The organism is Herpetosiphon giganteus, assembly GCF_016907925.1.
GTDB lineage: Bacteria > Chloroflexota > Chloroflexia > Chloroflexales > Herpetosiphonaceae > Herpetosiphon > Herpetosiphon giganteus.
This window is the reverse complement of sequence record NZ_JAFBCZ010000020.1, coordinates 13,304-32,266: the sequence shown is the minus strand read 5'-3', so window position 1 is coordinate 32,266 and position 18,963 is coordinate 13,304. Positions and strand designations below refer to the sequence as shown.

The 18,963-nt window shown below is 49.9% G+C and carries 15 protein-coding genes and 1 pseudogene; 15 read left to right on the top strand and 1 reads right to left on the bottom strand.

Annotation, left to right across the window (positions count from 1 at the left end; translation table 11 throughout):
• Positions 1 to 129 precede the first annotated feature (129 nt).
• The 9 genes from JOD20_RS17375 (at position 130) to JOD20_RS17335 (ending at position 7,981) form a co-directional block, all read left to right on the top strand.
• Positions 130 to 1,449, top strand: a complete 1,320-nt coding sequence (locus JOD20_RS17375) for a sensor histidine kinase (protein WP_204756481.1) — start codon at positions 130 to 132, stop codon at positions 1,447 to 1,449.
• A 3-nt stretch (positions 1,450 to 1,452) separates the two neighbouring features.
• A complete protein-coding gene (locus tag JOD20_RS17370) occupies positions 1,453 to 2,109 on the top strand; it encodes a response regulator (RefSeq protein ID WP_204756480.1) in 657 nt (218 codons plus the stop codon).
• A gap of 592 nt (positions 2,110 to 2,701) precedes the next feature.
• The gene (locus tag JOD20_RS17365) at positions 2,702 to 3,439 is read left to right on the top strand and encodes a phasin family protein (RefSeq protein ID WP_204756479.1); all 738 of its coding nucleotides are present in this window, start codon (positions 2,702 to 2,704) and stop codon (positions 3,437 to 3,439) included.
• A 63-nt stretch (positions 3,440 to 3,502) separates the two neighbouring features.
• Positions 3,503 to 3,898, top strand: a complete 396-nt coding sequence (locus tag JOD20_RS17360) for a phasin family protein (RefSeq protein WP_204756478.1) — start codon at positions 3,503 to 3,505, stop codon at positions 3,896 to 3,898.
• Positions 3,899 to 4,059: 161 nt separating this feature from the next.
• Positions 4,060 to 4,866 carry a peptidoglycan editing factor PgeF gene (gene pgeF / locus JOD20_RS17355; RefSeq protein WP_204756477.1) on the top strand — a complete coding sequence of 269 codons (807 nt, stop codon included), beginning with the start codon at positions 4,060 to 4,062 and terminating at the stop codon, positions 4,864 to 4,866.
• Positions 4,856 to 5,602 carry a YggS family pyridoxal phosphate-dependent enzyme gene (locus tag JOD20_RS17350; protein WP_204756476.1) on the top strand — a complete coding sequence of 249 codons (747 nt, stop codon included), beginning with the start codon at positions 4,856 to 4,858 and terminating at the stop codon, positions 5,600 to 5,602. Before pgeF ends, JOD20_RS17350 begins: the two co-directional genes overlap by 11 nt.
• 79 nt (positions 5,603 to 5,681) lie before the next feature.
• Entirely contained in the window at positions 5,682 to 6,839 is a 1,158-nt protein-coding gene (locus JOD20_RS17345; RefSeq protein WP_204756475.1) for a 3-dehydroquinate synthase, read from the top strand.
• A gap of 12 nt (positions 6,840 to 6,851) precedes the next feature.
• A complete protein-coding gene (locus tag JOD20_RS17340; RefSeq protein WP_204756474.1) occupies positions 6,852 to 7,154 on the top strand; it encodes a hypothetical protein in 303 nt (100 codons plus the stop codon).
• A complete protein-coding gene (locus tag JOD20_RS17335) occupies positions 7,154 to 7,981 on the top strand; it encodes a TatD family hydrolase (protein ID WP_420828955.1) in 828 nt (275 codons plus the stop codon). The genes JOD20_RS17340 and JOD20_RS17335 overlap by 1 nt, the downstream gene beginning before the upstream one ends.
• A gap of 24 nt (positions 7,982 to 8,005) precedes the next feature.
• Here the strand turns inward: JOD20_RS17335 and JOD20_RS17330 are convergent, their stop codons facing one another.
• Positions 8,006 to 10,507: an ATP-binding protein gene (locus tag JOD20_RS17330; protein ID WP_204756472.1), complete on the bottom strand. Its 2,502-nt coding sequence runs from the start codon at positions 10,505 to 10,507 to the stop codon at positions 8,006 to 8,008.
• 87 nt (positions 10,508 to 10,594) lie between these two features.
• On the opposite strand from JOD20_RS17330, the gene eboE reads away from it, so the two are divergent.
• The 6 genes and pseudogenes from eboE to JOD20_RS17300 all read left to right on the top strand — a co-directional run bounded on the left by eboE (position 10,595) and on the right by JOD20_RS17300 (position 18,963).
• On the top strand, positions 10,595 to 11,794 hold the full coding sequence (eboE, locus tag JOD20_RS17325) for a metabolite traffic protein EboE (RefSeq protein WP_204756471.1): 1,200 nt from the start codon (positions 10,595 to 10,597) through the stop codon (positions 11,792 to 11,794).
• A complete protein-coding gene (locus tag JOD20_RS17320; RefSeq protein ID WP_204756470.1) occupies positions 11,778 to 12,632 on the top strand; it encodes a UbiA family prenyltransferase in 855 nt (284 codons plus the stop codon). Before eboE ends, JOD20_RS17320 begins: the two co-directional genes overlap by 17 nt.
• 1 nt (position 12,633) lies before the next feature.
• A complete protein-coding gene (locus JOD20_RS17315; RefSeq protein WP_204756469.1) occupies positions 12,634 to 14,010 on the top strand; it encodes an alkaline phosphatase family protein in 1,377 nt (458 codons plus the stop codon).
• A gap of 473 nt (positions 14,011 to 14,483) precedes the next feature.
• On the top strand, positions 14,484 to 15,416 hold the full coding sequence (locus tag JOD20_RS17310; RefSeq protein WP_204756468.1) for a hypothetical protein: 933 nt from the start codon (positions 14,484 to 14,486) through the stop codon (positions 15,414 to 15,416).
• 240 nt (positions 15,417 to 15,656) lie between these two features.
• Positions 15,657 to 17,192 carry a BglG family transcription antiterminator gene (locus JOD20_RS17305; RefSeq protein WP_204756467.1) on the top strand — a complete coding sequence of 512 codons (1,536 nt, stop codon included), beginning with the start codon at positions 15,657 to 15,659 and terminating at the stop codon, positions 17,190 to 17,192.
• 354 nt (positions 17,193 to 17,546) lie between these two features.
• A pseudogene (locus JOD20_RS17300) lies at positions 17,547 to 18,963 on the top strand (PTS mannitol transporter subunit IIBC).

Sequence of the window (18,963 nt, the reverse complement as noted above, 5' to 3'; positions counted from 1 at the left end):
AGTGTCTAAGGGATGACATTTGTCATAGGTTGGGGCTACAGAATCATGACATTTGGCACTGCGCGCTCAAAAATCGCCATGCTATAATGCCGATGGGCAACTGACCCATGACCACCGCAAGGAATGTCTATGCATGTCCACGAGTCACCGACGTTCATCCATGCAGCGCCAGCCAACCAATCCAGCGCCTTGTTGAATGCCTTCCACGACCCCGATCATGGCAGTGGCGGCTTGACGATTAAACGGATTTTGCAGAGTGTGGCGTTGTTGTGGATGAGCTATTTTTTAATTTTAACGGGGCTTGATTGGGTTTCGTTAATCTCGCGGCCAGGGGCGTATCCCTTGCCATGGTTTTATTATGCAATTCATATGGCTTTAGCGGGGATGGTGTTTGGCTTAGCCACGTGGGATGCGGCCCAACGAACTTTAGGGCGCTGGTTTATGCCGCTAATTCTGGCGCTGATTTCGGTCGTTCCAATCGCCCTTACTCCGCTGATTACAAGCGGCCAAGGCCCGATTACTGCCGAACCTGGCTTGGTCGTCCTGCGCTTATGCCCGATGTTATGTGTTGCCGTTGTGATGGTTGCATGGACGTATAGCTGGCGACAGGTTGTGTGGTTTTGTTTTGCCACTGGTGCGCTGATTTTGGGGCCGATTTTGCTACGCGCGCCACGGTTTAGCTCCGCAGTTGCAATCACGATTGTGCAAACCAGCACCTTTTTGGTCTTTGGCTACGCCCTCTCGGCGCTGATGCAGCGGCTTCGTTCGCAAAATGCGGCGCTGCGGGAAGCCCATGCGCAGCTGCGTCACTATGCAGGAACCCAAGAACGACTCGCCATCAGCCGTGAGCGCAATCGAGTAGCTCGCGAGTTACATGACACCTTGGCGCATGCGCTGAGTGGCTTAATTGTTCAGTTGGAGGCGGCCAAGCTGTATCGCACGATTGAGCCACAAACCAGTCATAGCTTGCAAGATTCAGCTTTGGAGGCGGCTCGCCATGGGCTGCAAGAAACCCGCCTCGCCCTCAAAGCCTTACGATCCCGCCCGCTTGACGATTTGGGGCTTGCCTTAGCCATCCGCCAATTGGCGGAACAACTGGCTGCCACCAGTCCAATTAAGCTTGAGCTTGTGATTCCGCCGCTGCTTCCACCCATGGCGTTGGAGATCGAAACCTGTCTCTATCGCGTGGCCCAAGAAGCCATTCGGAATACGATTCGCCATGCGCAAGCGCAACAGTTATTGGTGCAATTGAGCCATGATCATAGCGACCTCTGTTTAATTGTGCGCGATGATGGTTGTGGCTTTGACCTTACGGCTACCCCACTCAACGGCCATTTTGGCCTCACGGGCATGGAAGAGCGGGTTCACGAACTTGGCGGCACGATCAGCATAACCAGTAGTTCCAATGCAGGAACCTGCGTCACGGTGCATTTTCATGGCAAGGAGTAATAGATGATCAAGCTTGTAATCTGTGACGATCAGGCGGTCGTGCGTGATGGCCTCTCGATTATGCTCAATCTTGCCTCCGACCTTAAGGTGGTTGCTACCGCGAGTAATGGCCGTGATGCAGTCCATCTGAGTGCGGAATGGGAGCCAGATCTGGTGCTGATGGATCTCAAAATGCCCGTTATGAATGGCATCGAAGCCACCCGCCAGATTCGGGCGAACCAACCAAGCGTGAAGGTGCTTGTTTTGACGACCTACGATGATGATGAATGGTTATTTGAGGCGATTCGGGCTGGAGCCGCAGGCTACTTGCTAAAGGATATGGCCCACAGTGACTTGGTGAATGCGATTCGTGGTACAGTCGCTGGCAATGCCTACGTTGACCCGCATGTGACTGGCCGCTTGCTGAATCAGGTTGCCCAAGCGCGCAGCAACCCAGCAACAAGCCAGCTGTCCCAGCGCCTAACCGAACGAGAGCGCACCGTCCTCAATCTAATTGCCAAGGGCTATACCAACGCTAGTATTGCTGACGATCTGCGGCTTTCTGAAGGCACAGTCCGTAATCATGTGAGTACCATTTTAGCCAAACTTGAGGTTGGCGATCGCACCCAAGCGGCACTGTTAGCGGTTGAGCATGGCTTACATCAGCGTGACAGCATCTAACATCGGCCTTGATTCATGCGTGCTATCCGTTTAATGCTTTGGGCTTAAACATTAATAATTCTCCCTAGCCGCTACCCAGTCCGCTAGGCCACGAAGAGCGCGAAGCATTTGATCCACGAAGAGCACGAAGAACGTAATCGCAAAACGCGCGAATTTGAGTTTTTTAGCCACGAATTCCACGAATGATTGTTTGATTGCTGTTTCCATAGCCCAAAGCCAATAGCCTCATCCTTCATACCTTGTTTTCGCCACAGATTGACACAGATGACCACAGATTAGGTTCCAAAAGCCAATCGCCCAAATCCAATCGCCAAATCTCTTTTAGCCACGAATTACACGAATTCCACGAATGATTGTTTGATTGCTGTTTCTATAGTCCAAAGCCAATCGCCAAGAGCCTAGCTGAGGCAATAGATGTTAGGGATCAGCGGCCTGTAAATCGGAGAGATCGCCAAATTCTGTGATTAATCGCTCTTGACACTTATGACGCGCTGTGTTATATTCTTGATAACGCAACGCGTCATGACATCGAAATAACAACACATGCTATAAAAAAACTGCCACTTGGCGGTTTACCCAAAAGGAGCGATCTATGACGATCATTCGCCAAATTGCTGACACGACTGAAAAACAAGTCAAAAGCGCCCAAAAAGTTGCTCGCCGTTCATGGTTGGCAGGCTTGGGGATTGCTGGGTTGGCTATCGATAACGGTGAAAAAACCTTCAAAAAATTGATCAAGCGCGGCGAAAAAGTGGCCGCCGGGGTTCGCGGCGATTTGAAAGATTTGAATGTGCGCCTCCGCCGCGAGCAAAACAATTTGAATAACGATGTGCAAGATGCCAGCCAAACTGTTGAGCGTGGCGTGAGCGATGTCTTGGAAAACTTGAACATTCCTTCACGTAAAACATTGCGCGTGCTCGATACCCGCATTGCCCAACTTAACGCTCAATTGCGCGAACTTGGCAGCGATGGCAGCATCGCCCCAGTTGCCAACTACGAAAATCTTACCGCCGAAGAAATTATTGTTTTGTTGCCAACCTTGAGCCTTGATGAACTGTTTGCTTTGGAAGCCTACGAAAGCAACCACGCCAAACGCGTCACCGTTCAACGCGAAATTGAACAATCGGTTGCCAAACACCTGACCGTCGATGGCGAAATTCGCGAGCCTTTTGCTGGCTACGAAGCCTTGCGCGCTGAAGAAGCCATTGCCAAGCTCGATGGCTTGGGCATCGCCGAATTACATCACGTCAAATTGTTTGAAGCCAGCCACGCCAAGCGCGTTACCGTTCAACGCGAAGTTGAACGCCGGATCGAAGCGCTTCACGGCTAATTTGGCGCGGTGCTATACTGGAACAACTGGTGAGCGATAGGTCAATCCAAAGGAGTTATTGTAATGGCTGATGAAATCGAAGTAAGCTTGAATGAAATCAAGAAAGATGCTGACGATCGTGGCGTGCCATTTGTCGATGGCGTGCGCAAATTGATGTTGGCTGCTGTTGGCGCTGTCGCCATGACCCGCGACGAAATGGAGCAATTCGTTGGTCGCTTGGTTGATCGTGGTGAAGTTGCCGAACGTGAAGCCAAAACCTTGTTGAATGATGTGCTTTCGCGCCGCAAACGCGAAGTTGAGCATGTTGCCGATGAAGCTGAATCACGGGTTGAATCACGGCTCGAACAAGTGCTCAACCGCATGAATATTCCATCAAAGCGCGATATCGACGAGCTGAGCGACAAAATTGCCCAACTTTCGGCCCGCGTCGAAGAATTGAAGAAAAGCCGCAACGCCTAACCCCTAGGCCTGCTGCTTCGCAAAGTGCAAATCCCCCTTGGATGGCGAAAAACCATTCAAGGGGGATTTTTGCTTTTCAACCAAGCTGCATCTGGTGTTATGATGGGCGCTAGCACGCTTTGTATTGCTGATTAAATTCAAGCAATCTGATGGGGGTTGGCATGATCGAGCAAATCCAACGCTTCTTGCGGTATCCTGAGTTGATTCATGGCGTTTCAACCCGCCAAGGTGGGGTCAGTAAACCACCCCATGCAACCCTCAATCTTGGTTTTTCGCGGCCCGACGATCCCGCCGCCGTCTTGGAAAATCGCCGCCGCTTTGCAGAACAGGTCGGTTTTAGCCTAGACGATGCAGTTTTGGCTGGCCAAGTTCATGGCACAACCGTTGCGGTGGTGGGCGAATTGCAGCGCGGACGCGGCGCGAGCGAGCGCGAAACAACCTTGCCGCCTGCCGATGGTTTAGTTACCAACCAGCCTGGGTTGGTGCTGTGGGCCAATTTTGCCGATTGCACACCATTGCTCTTTTTTGATCCGATTGCTCAGGCGGTTGGCGTGGCTCACGCCGGTTGGCAAGGCACAGTTAATAATATTGCCAAAGTGGTCATCACAACCATGCAAGCCCAATTTGGCTCTGAGCCAGCCAATATTCTAGCGGCTATCGGCCCTGCGATTGGCCCATGCTGCTATGAGGTTGATCAGCCAGTGATCGGCGCGGTTGAACAAGCATTCGGCGAGCATTCGACCCATGTGTTGTTGCGCCAACTTGGCAAACAGCGTCCGCATTTTGATTTATGGGCGGCAAATGCCCATTGGTTGCTGCAAGCTGGCATTCAACCTGCCAACCTGATTAACATGAATTTATGTACAGCTTGTCATAATGATCGATTCTTTTCGCATCGTCACGAAGCCGGAGCTACCGGTCGCTTTGCTGCGGTGATTGGTCTACGCGAGGTACGTCATGCCGTTTGATCAGGCTCAATTGTTGGAACAGATTGCCCAGATTCAGCAGCGGATCGACCAATCTGCTCAGCGCAGCCAGCGCGATCCCGCCAGCGTGCGCTTGATTGCGGTCACCAAAACCCATCCAATGCTGCGGGTCAACGCGGTTTTGGCGGCTGGTATTCACGATGTGGGCGAAAATCGGGTGCAAGAGGCCGAGGAGAAAATTGCCCTGCAAACGCCAGAAGCCATAGTGCAAACCCGCTGGCATTTAATTGGCCATTTGCAACGCAACAAGGCGCGGCGCGCTGCCAAGCTTTTTTCATTAATCCATTCAATCGATAGCCTCAAACTAGCCGAAATTCTCAACCGAATTGTTGATGAAGAAGCGGCGCTCATTCCGCAGCCCTTGCCAATTTTGCTGCAAGTGAATGTTTCTGGCGAGCGCTCCAAAGATGGCTTTGCCTTAGCTGGTGGCCTGCGCAACCCTTCGTGGCGCGAGTTTGTGGCCGAAGTTCGAGCGATCGCTCAGCTACCGTTGATCGATTTGCAGGGCTTTATGACGATCGCGCCCTATTCTGATGATGTTGAGGGCGTGGTGCGGCCATGCTTTCGGGCCTTGCGCGACGTGCGCGATGCGCTTGAGCAGGAGCTTGATCGCCCTTTGCCAGAGCTTTCGATGGGCATGAGCGGCGATTTTGAGGTGGCCATCGAGGAAGGCTCGACGTTTGTGCGGGTAGGCACTGCGTTGTTTGGCGCACGCTAAATAACGGCCTACTACAAGCTATGCTAAAATTGGAATATTGTAATTTCAGTATTTGGAGCATTTGCTCATAGTGGTAGAGATGGCTATGCGTTCGATCCAGCAAGCGTTTGAAGTTCGTTATTCGTATCCAGTACATTGCACTCATAAACTTTTTGACCGAGCTAACCCTTGTTTAGCTGCTATATTTGCTCCAGCGCCAAGCCTGCCCAAACTTTGGGTGGTGCTTGATCAGGCTGTGGCTGAGCATCACCCGACCCTCTTAGCCGAGATTGCGGCCTATGCCCAAGCCAGCCAAGCCTTTGAATTGGTCGAACCAAGCCTTATGCTGGCTGGCGGCGAAGCGATCAAACACAGCAGCGAGCCGTTGCAAGCGGTCTATGCTGGCATTAATCGCTATGCGATCGATCGGCATTCGTATGTGATGGCGATTGGTGGCGGGGCATTAATCGACATGGTTGGCTATGCGGCGGCAACTGCCCATCGTGGTGTGCGCTTGATTCGCGTACCAACCACGGTTTTGGCCCAAAACGATGCAGCAGTTGGGGTGAAAAATAGCATCAATGCCTTTGGCAAAAAGAATTTCTTGGGCACGTTTGCGCCACCCTATGCCGTGCTCAACGATAGCCACTTTTTGACCACGCTCAGCGAGCGCGATTGGCGTAGCGGCATTGCCGAGGCAATTAAGGTGGCTTTGCTCAAAGATTCTGCCTTTTTTGCCACGATTGAGCAAACGACAGCGGCGCTTCAGCAGCGCGATTTGGCCGTGATGCAGGATCAGATTTTTCGCTGTGCAGAGCTGCATCTTGCTCACATTGCTGCTGGCGATCCGTTTGAGCGTGGCTCGGCGCGGCCCTTGGATTTTGGCCATTGGGCGGCGCATAAGCTTGAATATCTCAGCGATTATAGTTTACGCCATGGCGAGGCGGTAGCGATTGGGATTGCGCTTGATTGCACCTATAGCTATTTGCTGGGTGATTTGGCTGAGGCTCCGTGGCAACGGGTGCTCAATTGCATAACTGCGCTTGGCTTCGATCTTTATCACCCAGCCTTGAGTAGCTATCTTGAACAGCCAATGCATCCCCAAAGCCTGTTGAGTGGCTTAGCTGAGTTTCGCGAACACCTTGGCGGCCAATTAACCATCACATTAATTCGCGATATTGGCCAACCCTACGAAGTGCACACGATTGATTTAACCGTTATGCAACAAGCGATTCGTTGTTTAGCTGAACGCGCTTGAAACGAGGATTTTATGCAGATTGAAGGCTCTTGCCCACGCACGCAGCGTGAATTAATCGAGCTTGAATTTATTGAGCATCGGACTAAAATCTTAGATATTGCTGCCTTTTTGGATCGCTTTGATCGTTCGATTGAGCACAATGCCAACGACGATTTCCGCATTAAAGCCTTTCGCGAAGCACTTGCAGCGCTCAATAGCAGCGAATTTGGCCGCGTCGAACGGATTCAAATGTTGTTGAGCGATCTGAGTAGCGAGCTACGCGCCGAACGCGATGGCCAAAGTGCCTATGGCGCTGCCAAGGAGAGTGAGCAATGATGAACTATATCGATTTACATGCGCATATGGTTTCGCGCACCACCGATGATTATCATGCCATGGCTTTGACTGGCTGTGTTGCGGTGACTGAACCAGCATTTTGGGCTGGCTACGATCGGGTTTCGGCTAGCGCTTTTGCTGATTATTTTAAACATTTAACCGAGTTTGAACCCCAACGCGCCGCCAAATATGGCATTCAGCATTATACCTGGCTCTGTTTGAACCCCAAAGAAGGCGAAGATCGCGCATTGGCCCGCGAAGTCTTGGCAATTATTCCCCAATTTTTGGAGCGCCCAAACGTGTTGGGAATTGGCGAAATTGGCCTTAATCGCGTGACCCGCAACGAACTTGCCACATTTATTGATCATGTTGAATTGGCGCTTGAGCACAATCAATTGATTCATATTCACACCCCGCACCTTGAAGATAAATACAAAGGCACCAAGGCAATTGTAGAAACCTTGGCTAGCAACAGCCGCATCGATCCCAGTCGGGTGCTGGTTGACCATGTTGAGGAGCACACGATTCGCATGGTGCTTGAGCATGGCTTTTGGGCAGGCTTGACGCTCTATCCGATGACCAAAGTTTCGCCAAGCCGCGCGATTGATATGCTCGAAATGTATGGCACTGAGCGGTTGTGTGTGGCTTCGGCCTGCGATTGGGGCCCAAGCCAGCCGCTGGCGATTCCCAATTGTATGTTTGAAATGCGCCGCCGTGGCCATTCGCAGCAATGGATTCACGAAGTGGTTTATGCCAATCCCAGCCGCTTTTTGAGCCAAAACCCCAAATTTAGGCTCGCGCCACTTGAGCAAGCATTGGTCGGGTAAGAATCAATATTGGCTCAGCTACGTTTATGGCTGAGCCAACATTTGCATTTCAACTGCCTGTTGGTGCGCAACATGCCAAATCCCAATCCAATCGGAGCCTAAAGCATGTTTTACTTGATCCAATAACGCGGTAAATTGTGCCTGTTCGTAAACCGAACGCTGGCGTTGGGTTTGGCGATGAAGATTATCGGAACGACTCAAACACATCAAGGCTCGCTTATAGCTATGAATCGTTGTGTAATAGCAGGCCAAATATTCCAGGGTTCGCGCTAATTCACAGAGATCGCCAAGCTGCTGATGGATCGTTAGTGCTTGATACAACCATTGGTAAGCTTGGGCTAAATGAGCGTTGTGGATTGCCAGTGCGCCAAGATGGGTTGCAAGCATGCCGATAAGGCTGTGGTCACCTGCTAATAAACCAAACTGATACGCATCTTCAAGGCAGTTTTTACATTCTTTGAAGCGGCGTTGCTCAAAATGGATAATCGCTTGGTAGCGCAAAACCGTAGCTTGGCCCCATAAATCGTTGTGGGCTTGCCAATAGATCAGCGCCTGTTGGGCGGCGGCGGCTGCATTGGCATAATCGGCTTGTTCGAGCGCTAATTCGGTCGAATTACCATAACAAATAGCTTGAATTGAGCCATGATTATGCTTTTGGGTATGCTCAAGCGCCTGCGCAAGATAGTGTTTTGCTTCTGCATAATCGCCTAGCATCACTGCGGTTAGTCCATAATTTGCTAAACCCCACGTAATCCCTTCGCTATGTTCAAGCGCTTGCCATAAGCCTAATGTGCGTTTAAAAAGCTCTTTGGCCGCGTGCAATGCTCCTTGCAAACGAGCAATATTGCCGGTGATCAAATTGAGTCGCGCTCGTTCCTCGTTTGAGAGCGTTTGCGAGGCTAATAATTGCTGACACCACGCATAGCCCTCGACGGCAAACCCTTGCGTCAACCAAAATCGCCATAATGAGCGAATCAATTCAAGCGCGTCGCTTCCACTTGGTTGGCTTAAAAACCAGATTAAGCTTCGTCGATAGTGGGGATATTCTTGCTTAATTGCTGCGTAGATGGGAGCTTGTAAACTTGTTGCTTGAATTTTCGTGGCAGCTTGTTGCATATGTTGGGCATAATAATTATAATAACGTTGCATAACACTATCACGTTGCGCATCTACTTGAAATAGATGTTCAATAAATACAGCTACAACCGTATGCATTGAATAGCGAGTTGTTTTATTCGAGCGATCAACCTGAATCAGATGGCGATCAATTAATTGCTTTAAACAGCGACTGAAGCTTGTTTGATCAAGCTGCGTCCATGATTGAGCCGCTGCATAATCCCATGTATAACTCTGACCACAACCAAGCAAAACAAAGCATGCTTGCGTTTCCGAATCTAATTGCTGGAAACTCCAATCGATAATATTGTGTAGGTTTTGATGGCGGGTTGCATGATTATTGAGTGTCGTGTTAATACTTAATAGCGATTGCTGTATATTTGTATATAAATCTTCGATTGATGAATAGCGAATATAGGCAGCAATAATTTCAATTGCTAATGGAATACCGCTAACCAATCGACAGATCTGGCTAATAAATGATGCATTTTGATTAGTAATTTGGAAACTAGGATCAGCTGTAGTAGCACATTGATAAAATAATCGAATAGCTGGATATTCAGCAATATCTTGCCAATTATAGATATTTTCGTCAGGAAAATCTAATGGATTGATAAGAATAACCTGTTCATAGTTTAAATTTAATACTGTTCTGCTTGTAATAAGTATTTTTATAGAAACTGTATTTTTAATCAGATGATCAATTACTTGATCGAAATCGACTAGATGCTCCAAATTATCGATGACGAGTAGTAATTGTTTTGTATATAAATATTCTTGAATTTGCTGTAATAATGAATGTTTATTTAATTCAACAATTCCAAGCTTATTGGCTATCGCTCGTAATGCTGCATGATTATTATTGAATTCACTTAATTGAATAAATACTGCTCCATGATTAAATGACTGTTGCAGCAGCGAAATTATGCTCAACGCAAGCGTTGTCTTTCCAATTCCACCCAAACCAGTTAATGTAATTAAGCGAATATCTTTTTGTTCCAATAATCGTTGGATTAAGGCTTGCTCTTGCTCACGCCCAATAATTGGCTGTCCATGAAATTTCGCAAACTCTTTTGAGCGATCATGAGGTGGATGATCAACCTGTTGACTATTAAGACAAGCAGCTAAGTGTTCAAAAAGCTGTTTTTGGTGGCGATGAAAGGTTGCAGGATGAATATGTAACAATTGCGTATATGTATCGACAGAAGCACCAGGATAGTGCAGCAGGGTTGCTAATAAAAGCTGTTCTTTTTCTTTTAAGGGCATTGTTGACATATAGGTATATAGTTGTGTAATTCCACCGAGTTGTTGACTATACTGCAACCAATGAGGATTAGCTAAAAACTTTGTGGGTTTTTGAATCGCTTCTTGAATCGCTTCTGCTGTCCAGCGTACAACTACATCAGTCATAATGCTCAGATCCATCTACAATTAAGCAACTGCAAAATAATAGTATGTTAAACTAGCGCTGAGTATTTTGCTACTAGGATTATATCAATGGATGTGCTAGAGCGTGAATTACAACTGACCTATTGCACCAATATTCACCCTGCCAATGGCTGGCCAGCTGTTTTGGCTGGCTTACAACAGCATGTGCTCGAGCTTAAACAGCGAGTTGCGCCCGACCAAGCGTTTGGGATTGGCCTGCGGCTTTCGGGCCAAGAAAGCCACGAATTATTGCAGCCAGCTACATTGGCCGCATTTCAAGCCTGGTTAACTGAACATAACTTATATGTTTTTACCCTGAACGGTTTTCCGTATCACCCGTTTCATCAACAACCTGTCAAAGATCAGGTGCATGCGCCCGATTGGCGTGAACCTGAACGAGTTGCTTACACGCTGCGCTTGATCGAAATTTTGGCGGCGCTGCTGCCCAACGGCATGCATGGCTCAATTTCGACCAGCCCGTTGAGCTACAAACCATGGTTTGCTGATTTAACAAATGTGCCGTGGGATTTGCTCAATCGCCATGTGTTGCAGGTGGTTGCGGCCTTGATGCAGCTTGAACGCGAGCGCGGCATCATTATTCAACTGGCCTTCGAGCCAGAGCCAGATGGCTTGCTCGAAACTAGCGGCGAATTGATCAGCTATTTTGAACAATTGCTTGCTGTTGGCGCAGCCGAATTGGCGGGCATGCTTGATTGCTCGTTGCTCGAAGCCCAAACTGCGATTCGCCGCTATGTTGGCGCTTGCTTGGATACTTGCCATTGTGCGGTGGCCTACGAAGCGCCGCGTACAGCGATTGCCAAGTATCAAGCAGCAGGTCTGAGCATCGCCAAAGTGCAGCTTAGCTCGGCCTTGCAAGTGGAGTTTGGTGACGATCGCCAAGCTGTAGCCGCTGCCTTAGCACCGTTCAGCGAAGCAATTTACTTGCATCAAGTCATTCAGCGCAATCGCGATGGCTCGTTGCTGCAATATCGCGATTTGCCCCAAGCCTTAGCTGCAATCGACGATCCGCAGGCCTGCGAATGGCGCATTCATTTTCATGTGCCGATATTTACTGGCAGTTTTGGGGTGCTCAATGCCACCCAGCCAGCCTTGCTAGAAAGCTTGCAGCTGTTGAATGAGCAACCCTACAGCCAACATTTAGAAATCGAAACCTACACATGGGATGTGCTGCCAAGCCAATTAAAACTCGATCTGACGGAATCGATTGCGCGGGAATATGCGTGGGTGCTGCATGAACTCAAACGCTAAATCTGGTTGGTTTGGCTATTTGGAGTTGATGCGCATCTCCAATAATCCGACCGTGATCAGCAATACGTTGGCTGGCGTGGCCTTGGCTGACGTGAGCATCGGCGATTGGCGGGTGTGGCTGTTGGCACTGGCATTTAGCCTCTTCTATAGCGCTGGAATGGTGTTTAACGATTGGTGCGATTATGCAATCGACCTGCGTGAACGGCCAGATCGGCCTTTGCCCAGCGGTCGTGTCAGTCGCAAAGTCGCCTTGTTGCTGACAATAGGCTTGTTTGGGGTTGGCTTGGGCTGTGTGGCGCTGGTGAGTTTGCAAGGTCTGCTTTGGGCTAGCGGCTTGGTTGGGTTAATTGTGCTCTACGATTTGTGGCACAAAACCAATCCAATCAGCCCAGTGCTGATGGCTGGCACGCGGATTCTGGTCTATCTCAGCACAATTGCCGCCTTGGATGCTGGTTTTTCGTGGCAAGCATGGCTGGCGATTGGCTTGTTGTTTTGTTATGTCATGGGCTTTACCTTTATCGCTAAATCGGAGCTACGCCCGCAATTGAAGGCGCTGTGGCCGTCGCTGTGTATGCTGCTGCCCGCTGGCTATGCCTTGGTTACGCCCGATTTTAGCCCGATTATTGTGAGTGTTGGTTTATTGAGTTGGGTCTTGCACAGCATCAGTTTGGTCTATCGCCAGCGCCTAATTGGCCCAGCGATTGGCCGTTTGATTGCGGGCATTAGCCTCTTTGATGCCCTCGTATGCATTGTTGCTGGCAATTTGTGGGCTTGCTCGTTTGCAATTGCCGCCTTTGGCCTCACTCGCCTGGCTCAACGCTCTATTCAAGGAACCTAAGATGCATAAAACTGTTGTCATTAATGTTGTTGGCTTGACCCCTGCATTGATTGAGCCACATACGCCACGTTTACGGGCATGGCAGCAAAAAACTGCCCAAGCCTCGATTAAACCAATTGTTCCGGCAGTAACCTGTAGCATGCAAGCAACCTTCCTGACTGGTAAAATGCCCAGCGAGCATGGAATTGTGGGCAATGGCTGGTATTTTCGCGATGAATGTGAAGTTAAATTTTGGCGACAATCGAATAAATTAGTTCAGGCTCCAAAAATTTGGGAAGCGGCCAAAGCGCTTGATCCAAACTTTACCTGTGCCAATTTGTTCTGGTGGTACAACATGTATTCAGCCGCTGATGTTGCGGTTACGCCACGCCCGATGTACCCTGCTGATGGCCGCAAATTGCCTGATATTTACAGCCAACCAGCCGAATTGCGCGATGATTTACAACGTGAATTAGGCCAGTTTCCGTTGTTTAATTTTTGGGGGCCAAATTCTTCAATTGCTTCATCGCGTTGGATTGCCAGCTCAGCCAAAACCGTTGAGCAACGCTATAATCCAACGTTAAGCTTAATTTATTTGCCGCATTTGGATTATTGTTTTCAACAATATGGTGCTGATATTGAGCGCTGCGCAACACAATTGGCCGAAATTGATCAAGTTGTTGGTGATTTGCTCGATTTCTACGCGCAGCGCAACGCACGAATCATTATTTTATCGGAATATGGCATTACCAGCGTTAATCGGCCAGTGGCGATTAATCGCTTGTTGCGGGCAGCAGGATTAATTGCTGTGCGCGAAGAATTGGGTCGCGAATTGCTTGATGCTGGCGTGAGCAAAGCCTTTGCTGTGGCTGATCATCAAGTTGCCCACGTGTATGTGAATGATTTAAGCTATTTGGAGCGGGTCAAAGCTTTGCTTGAAGCCACGCCCGGGATCGCCAAAGTGCTTGATGCTGAAGGCAAACGCGAATATGGCCTTGATCACGAGCGGGCTGGCGAGTTGGTGGCGATTGCCGAGGCCGATGCATGGTTCAGCTACTACTATTGGCTTGATGATCAGCGTGCGCCCGATTTTGCGCGGGCAGTCGATATTCATCGTAAGCCTGGCTACGACCCTGCTGAGCTGTTTGTTGACCCAAGTTTGCGCGTGCCAATGGCCAAAATTGGTATGACTTTGGCCAAGAAAAAGCTTGGCTTTCGCTATGTGATGGATGTGATTGGGCTTGATCCAACGATCGTGCGTGGCTCGCATGGCGTGATTAGCAGCGATCCTGATCACGCGCCGTTGTTACTGACCAATCAGCCAGAGCTTTTGCCCGAAGCCGCCTTGCATGCCACCGATGTCTACCAAATTCTGTGGCGACACCTTATAGAAGGATGAAGGATGAAGGATGAGGGATGAAGTAAAATCAAAAGGCAGAAGTCAGAAATCAGAAGGCAAAAAACTGAATCCAAAAGCCAAAAGCTGTATTGGTTCATTGGATTGGCAACCAAGATCATGCCCTCACCCCCAGCCCCTCTCCCACTGAACGCGGGCGAGGGGAGCATCGGTTTTTACCGTTGACGACAATCAATGTACTGCCAAATATCCAACGGCCCACTGAACGCGGGCGAGGGGAGCACCGGTTTTGACCAACGCAGTGCGCAAGAACCATGGGATTAAAGCCCCTCGCCCGCCACGTGGGAGAGGGGTTGGGGTGAGGGGATCAGTCCGTGGTTAATCCAATGTATCAATAGCCAAAAGCTATCCTTCGTGCCCTTCGTGTCCTTCGTGGATCAAAATGGCTAAAACAAATTGGCAGCGAGCAGCGTCCTAGTACAAGCCTAGATCAGGTGCTGTCAAAGGAGATGTCGATGGATAAACCACTAAATTATGTGATTTCGTTGCCAGAGCGCACGCTACGAGCAGGCGCAGCCTTAGTTGGCGGCTTGGTCAACGAGGCTAGCAATGTAATCGTTCCCAAGAGTTTGCGCAATACGCGGCTCTATCAGGTAACATTTGAACGCTTGCTGCGCATCACAATCGAATTGGTTGGCGATGTAAAAAATGTTTATGCTGACGAAACGATGGGTATTGAAGAACTGACCAAGCGCAAAATCGCTGGCAATGCTGTTGAATTGGTCGGCTTTTTGAGCCTTGGTTGGTCGCCGCTGTGGTTTTTGGCCGCAGCCTCCGATGTGACAAGCGGCACGCGCACCTATTTGGCGGCGCTAGTATCTGAGTTGCAACAACGCCAATTGTTGCCAGCAGAAGCCAATATCGATTCGGTTGATGCCTTGCTCGAACGCTTGGAAGGCACATCTGGCGTAGCCGCCGATACCGTCGATTTGCCGCCGCTTGATGTTTCAGCTTTGCGCAGCTCGTGGGAAACGATCAAAGCCAATGCTAGCAGCTTGCCTGCCCCAACCGCTTTGGCCGATACCTTCGACCAACTGCGCGAAACCGCGCGCACCGAAGGCCAATCGTTGCTTGATGTTTCAGCTGTGGTTGCCGCAGGCGCGTTGCAAGCTGGCTGGAGCTTGGGCAATACCCATATTTTTGAATATTATCGCGAGTCATTGAACGCGATTCAAGAAGAGGGCTTGCTTGAGTTTGCTCGGCGTGTGACTACGCCCTACTTTGAGCGGGCAGCCAAGCACTTCGACCCAGCAGAAGAAACCTATACCGATCGCTTTTTGCGCCAATTGGATGGGCCACCAGCCCCTGAACAAGCCTCTGAACAAACCCAAGCAACTACGATCCCGATTGTCAATGAGGATTCAAAACCAGCTGACGAAGCGAAGTAAGCAGTGCTTGCTTCAACCCCTCTTCCAACGTGTTGGGAGAGGGGTTTTTAATGCTGCTATTTTGCTGATTAAGTTGTGAAAGCAGATAGTTAAATCATCCACTTTTGTCTTAATTGCCCTACTAAAAAATGTATTAATAAAACGTGTTTTAGGGCTTGACAATGGGCTAAATCGCAGCTAGCATAAACACAATCTCTCACTGTAGGGAACCTATTTCGCTCCACACTATGGGGTAAACGTATGCTGTCGCTGACGACTGCTCAACGTGATCTATTGTACCTTTTGCTCACCACCGAAACCCCAATCGGGGCTGCGGCGCTCGGCCAGTCTTTGCATCTCACGCCACGCCAAGTTTCCTATAGTTTACGCAGTATTAAGCTTTGGTTGGCTCGTCGCCACGCCAGTTTACGCCAAGTGCCTGGGGTTGGCATTCAGCTGATCTGCGCGCCGCAGCAACGCCAACGCTTGCATGCCGAGCTTGAATCGCAAGCCAAATTTCAATTGATTCTTACACCGGAGCAACGCGGCCAGCTTTTGGGCTTGGTGTTGTTGATTACGCCTGAGCCATTGACCCTCAACCAGCTTCAGCATGATTTGGCGGTTGCGCGCACGACGGTGCTCAAAGATCTCGATGTGATGGAGATTTGGTTGGCAAGTTTTGGCTTGCAAGTGGTGCGGCGGCAACATCGCGGCTGCTGGATCGAAGGCCCTGAATTGGCCAAACGTCAAGCGATTGCTGCCTTGTTATGGGGCGATGTGCCCTTCAGTTTGCCAATTATCACGCTTCAGGCTGGGGCTGGCTTTGATTTTGTGTTGCAGCAGGATGCAGCGCTCTTGCCAATTATTCAACGGATCAATAGCTTTTTGCAGGAGCTTGATTTGGCTGAGGCGCAACAGCAGATCATTTGGGCTGAAACGCAATTGCACGCACGATTTAGTGATCAGGCAATTAGCCTGCTTGGGCTAGCTTTGGCCTTGCAACAGCAGCGGATTAGCGCCCAACAGTATCTCACGTGGCATCCTGAAACCTTGCATTGGCTGGAGCAACAGGTAGTTTGGCCAATTGCCGCCCAATTAAGTATTGGCTATGGCGTGGAGCAAACCGCTACGCAGGCCGAAATTGCTGGCTTGAGCTTGCAATTGGTGTGTGCCGCCCGCGAACGACCATGGCTCAGGCAACGTGAAACTGATCATGTGACCCATAATTTAATCAATCGCCTGATTGATTTGATTGCCACAACCTACAATGTGCCAGCCCTCGCCAACGATCAGCTTTTGCGCGATGGCTTGGAAGCATTAATTCCGCCTGCTTGCAATCGTCAGCGTTTTGGTTTATGGGTTCCGACGCATCAAGCCAGCGAAACGCAGAGCGAGCGTTATGCAGCAGAGCGGAGGATGGCCGATCTGATTGATCGGAGCTTGTTGGCAACGATTGGTGTGACCTTGCCATTCGATGCCCGCGATGAACTTATTTTGCTGTTGCGGGCGGCGGTAGTGCGGGCGCGACCAGTCCAAACCCGCAATAGTTTGGTGGTGTGTCCGAGCGGAATGGCCACGACCCAACTTTTGGTGGCGCGGCTCAAGGCGCGGTTTCCCAAGCTTGGCATTTTTGAAGTTTTATCGATGCGCGAGCTTTCTGCAGAACGTTTGGCCAAGGCTGATTTGGTGATTACCACTGCGCCCTTGGCGTTGGCTAGCGTGCCGATTGATGTCATCCAAGTCCATCCGATGTTGCACCCAGAAGATATTGCGGCGCTTACGCAGTGGATGGTTTAGGCTGCGAAATAATCGCATTTTGTCGCAATTGAGCGACTAAAAAGCAAATTAATAAAATGGTTTTTATGGCTTGACAATGGCCTAAAACGCTTGTACCGTAAGAATAGAACAAACACATCGAACCTCTGTCCATCCGGAGCTATCTCCCTCGATTGACAATCTACGATAGGATCGTTGCCATGGTGTAGGGCACTGCCAAAACACCGCGACGAACCTCTACTTAGCGGTGTGTGCAAAACCGTGGGTAACTGTTGCTCAGCAAACAACCCGGGCGTTAGCTGGCAGAACCACCATTCTGAAATCCACGGCCAATCAACGACGATTAACAATGACTTCAAAGGAGAAACGCCCATCATGCGACAGCATATTCAGCGCTTTGGCAGCTTCTTGGCTGCAATGGTTGTTCCCAATATTGGTGCGTTCATTGCTTGGGGCTTAATCACCGCTCTGTTTATTCCCACTGGTTGGATTCCCAACGAAGACTTTGCCAAGCTGGTTGGCCCAATGATCACCTATTTGTTGCCAACCCTGATTGGCTACACTGGTGGCAAGATGATTCACGATACCCGTGGTGGGGTGGTTGGTGCTGCCGCAACTATGGGTGTGATCGTCGGGGCCGATATTCCGATGTTTATCGGCGCTATGGTTATGGGGCCACTTGGCGGCTACCTGATGAAGAAAATCGACGAATTCCTCGAAGATCGGATGCCAACTGGCTTTGAAATGTTGATCAATAACTTTTCAGCTGGCTTTTTGGTAACTGGTTTGGTGCTCTTGGCCAATGTGGCAATCGGCCCAGTCGTGGAATTTCTGAGCGATGGCTTGGGTGCTGGCGTACAATTCCTGATTGATTCGCGCTTGTTACCAGTCGCCGACATTCTGATCGAACCAGCCAAAGTGCTGTTCCTCAACAATGCGATTAACCACGGGATTCTTGGCCCCTTGGGTGTGGCAGAAGTCAAAGAGAGTGGCAAGGCAATTCACTTCTTGCTCGAAAGTAATCCAGGCCCAGGCTTGGGTTTGCTCTTGGCCTTCTGGTTTGCTGGCAAAGGCAACCTCAAACAATCGGCTCCAGGCGCTGCCGTGATTCACTTCCTCGGCGGGATTCACGAAATCTATTTCCCCTATATTTTGGCTCGCCCGATGATGATTGTGGCAATGTGGGCTGGTGGGATTGTGGCCGACCTCTGGTTTGTGATTTGGGATGCTGGCTTGGTTGCTACGCCATCACCTGGCTCGATCTTTGCCTATTTTGCAGTTATTCCACGCGGCGGCCATTTTGCGGTCTTAGGTGGCGTGGTTGTAGGGGTTATCGGCTCGTTTGTGGTTGGCTCGGTGTTGCTCAAACTCTTCCCCGGCCAAGAAGCTGTTGAAGCCGAACAAGAATCAGCCGAAATGACTGGCGCAACTGTTGCCGCTCACTAATTAATGTCAAACAAGGAGGTTTGTTATGGCTCAATCAATCGCCGCCGCCGATGTTTCAACCATCGTGTTTGCCTGTGAAGCAGGCATTGGCTCAAGTTTTATGGGTGTAACGGCGCTCAAAAAGAAACTCAAACAAGCCAATTTGAGCATTAGCGTGGTGCATAAATCGGTGCGCTCATTACCAACCGATGCCAAGCTGGTGTTGGTGCATAAAGGTTTGGCCGATTTTGCCCGCAAGCAAGCGCCAAATGCCGTGGTGATTGCCTTCACCCAATTTTTGAATGATCCCGTGTTCGATCAGGTTGTACAAAGCTTGCAGGATGGTACTGATCTGGTGGAGGCCTAA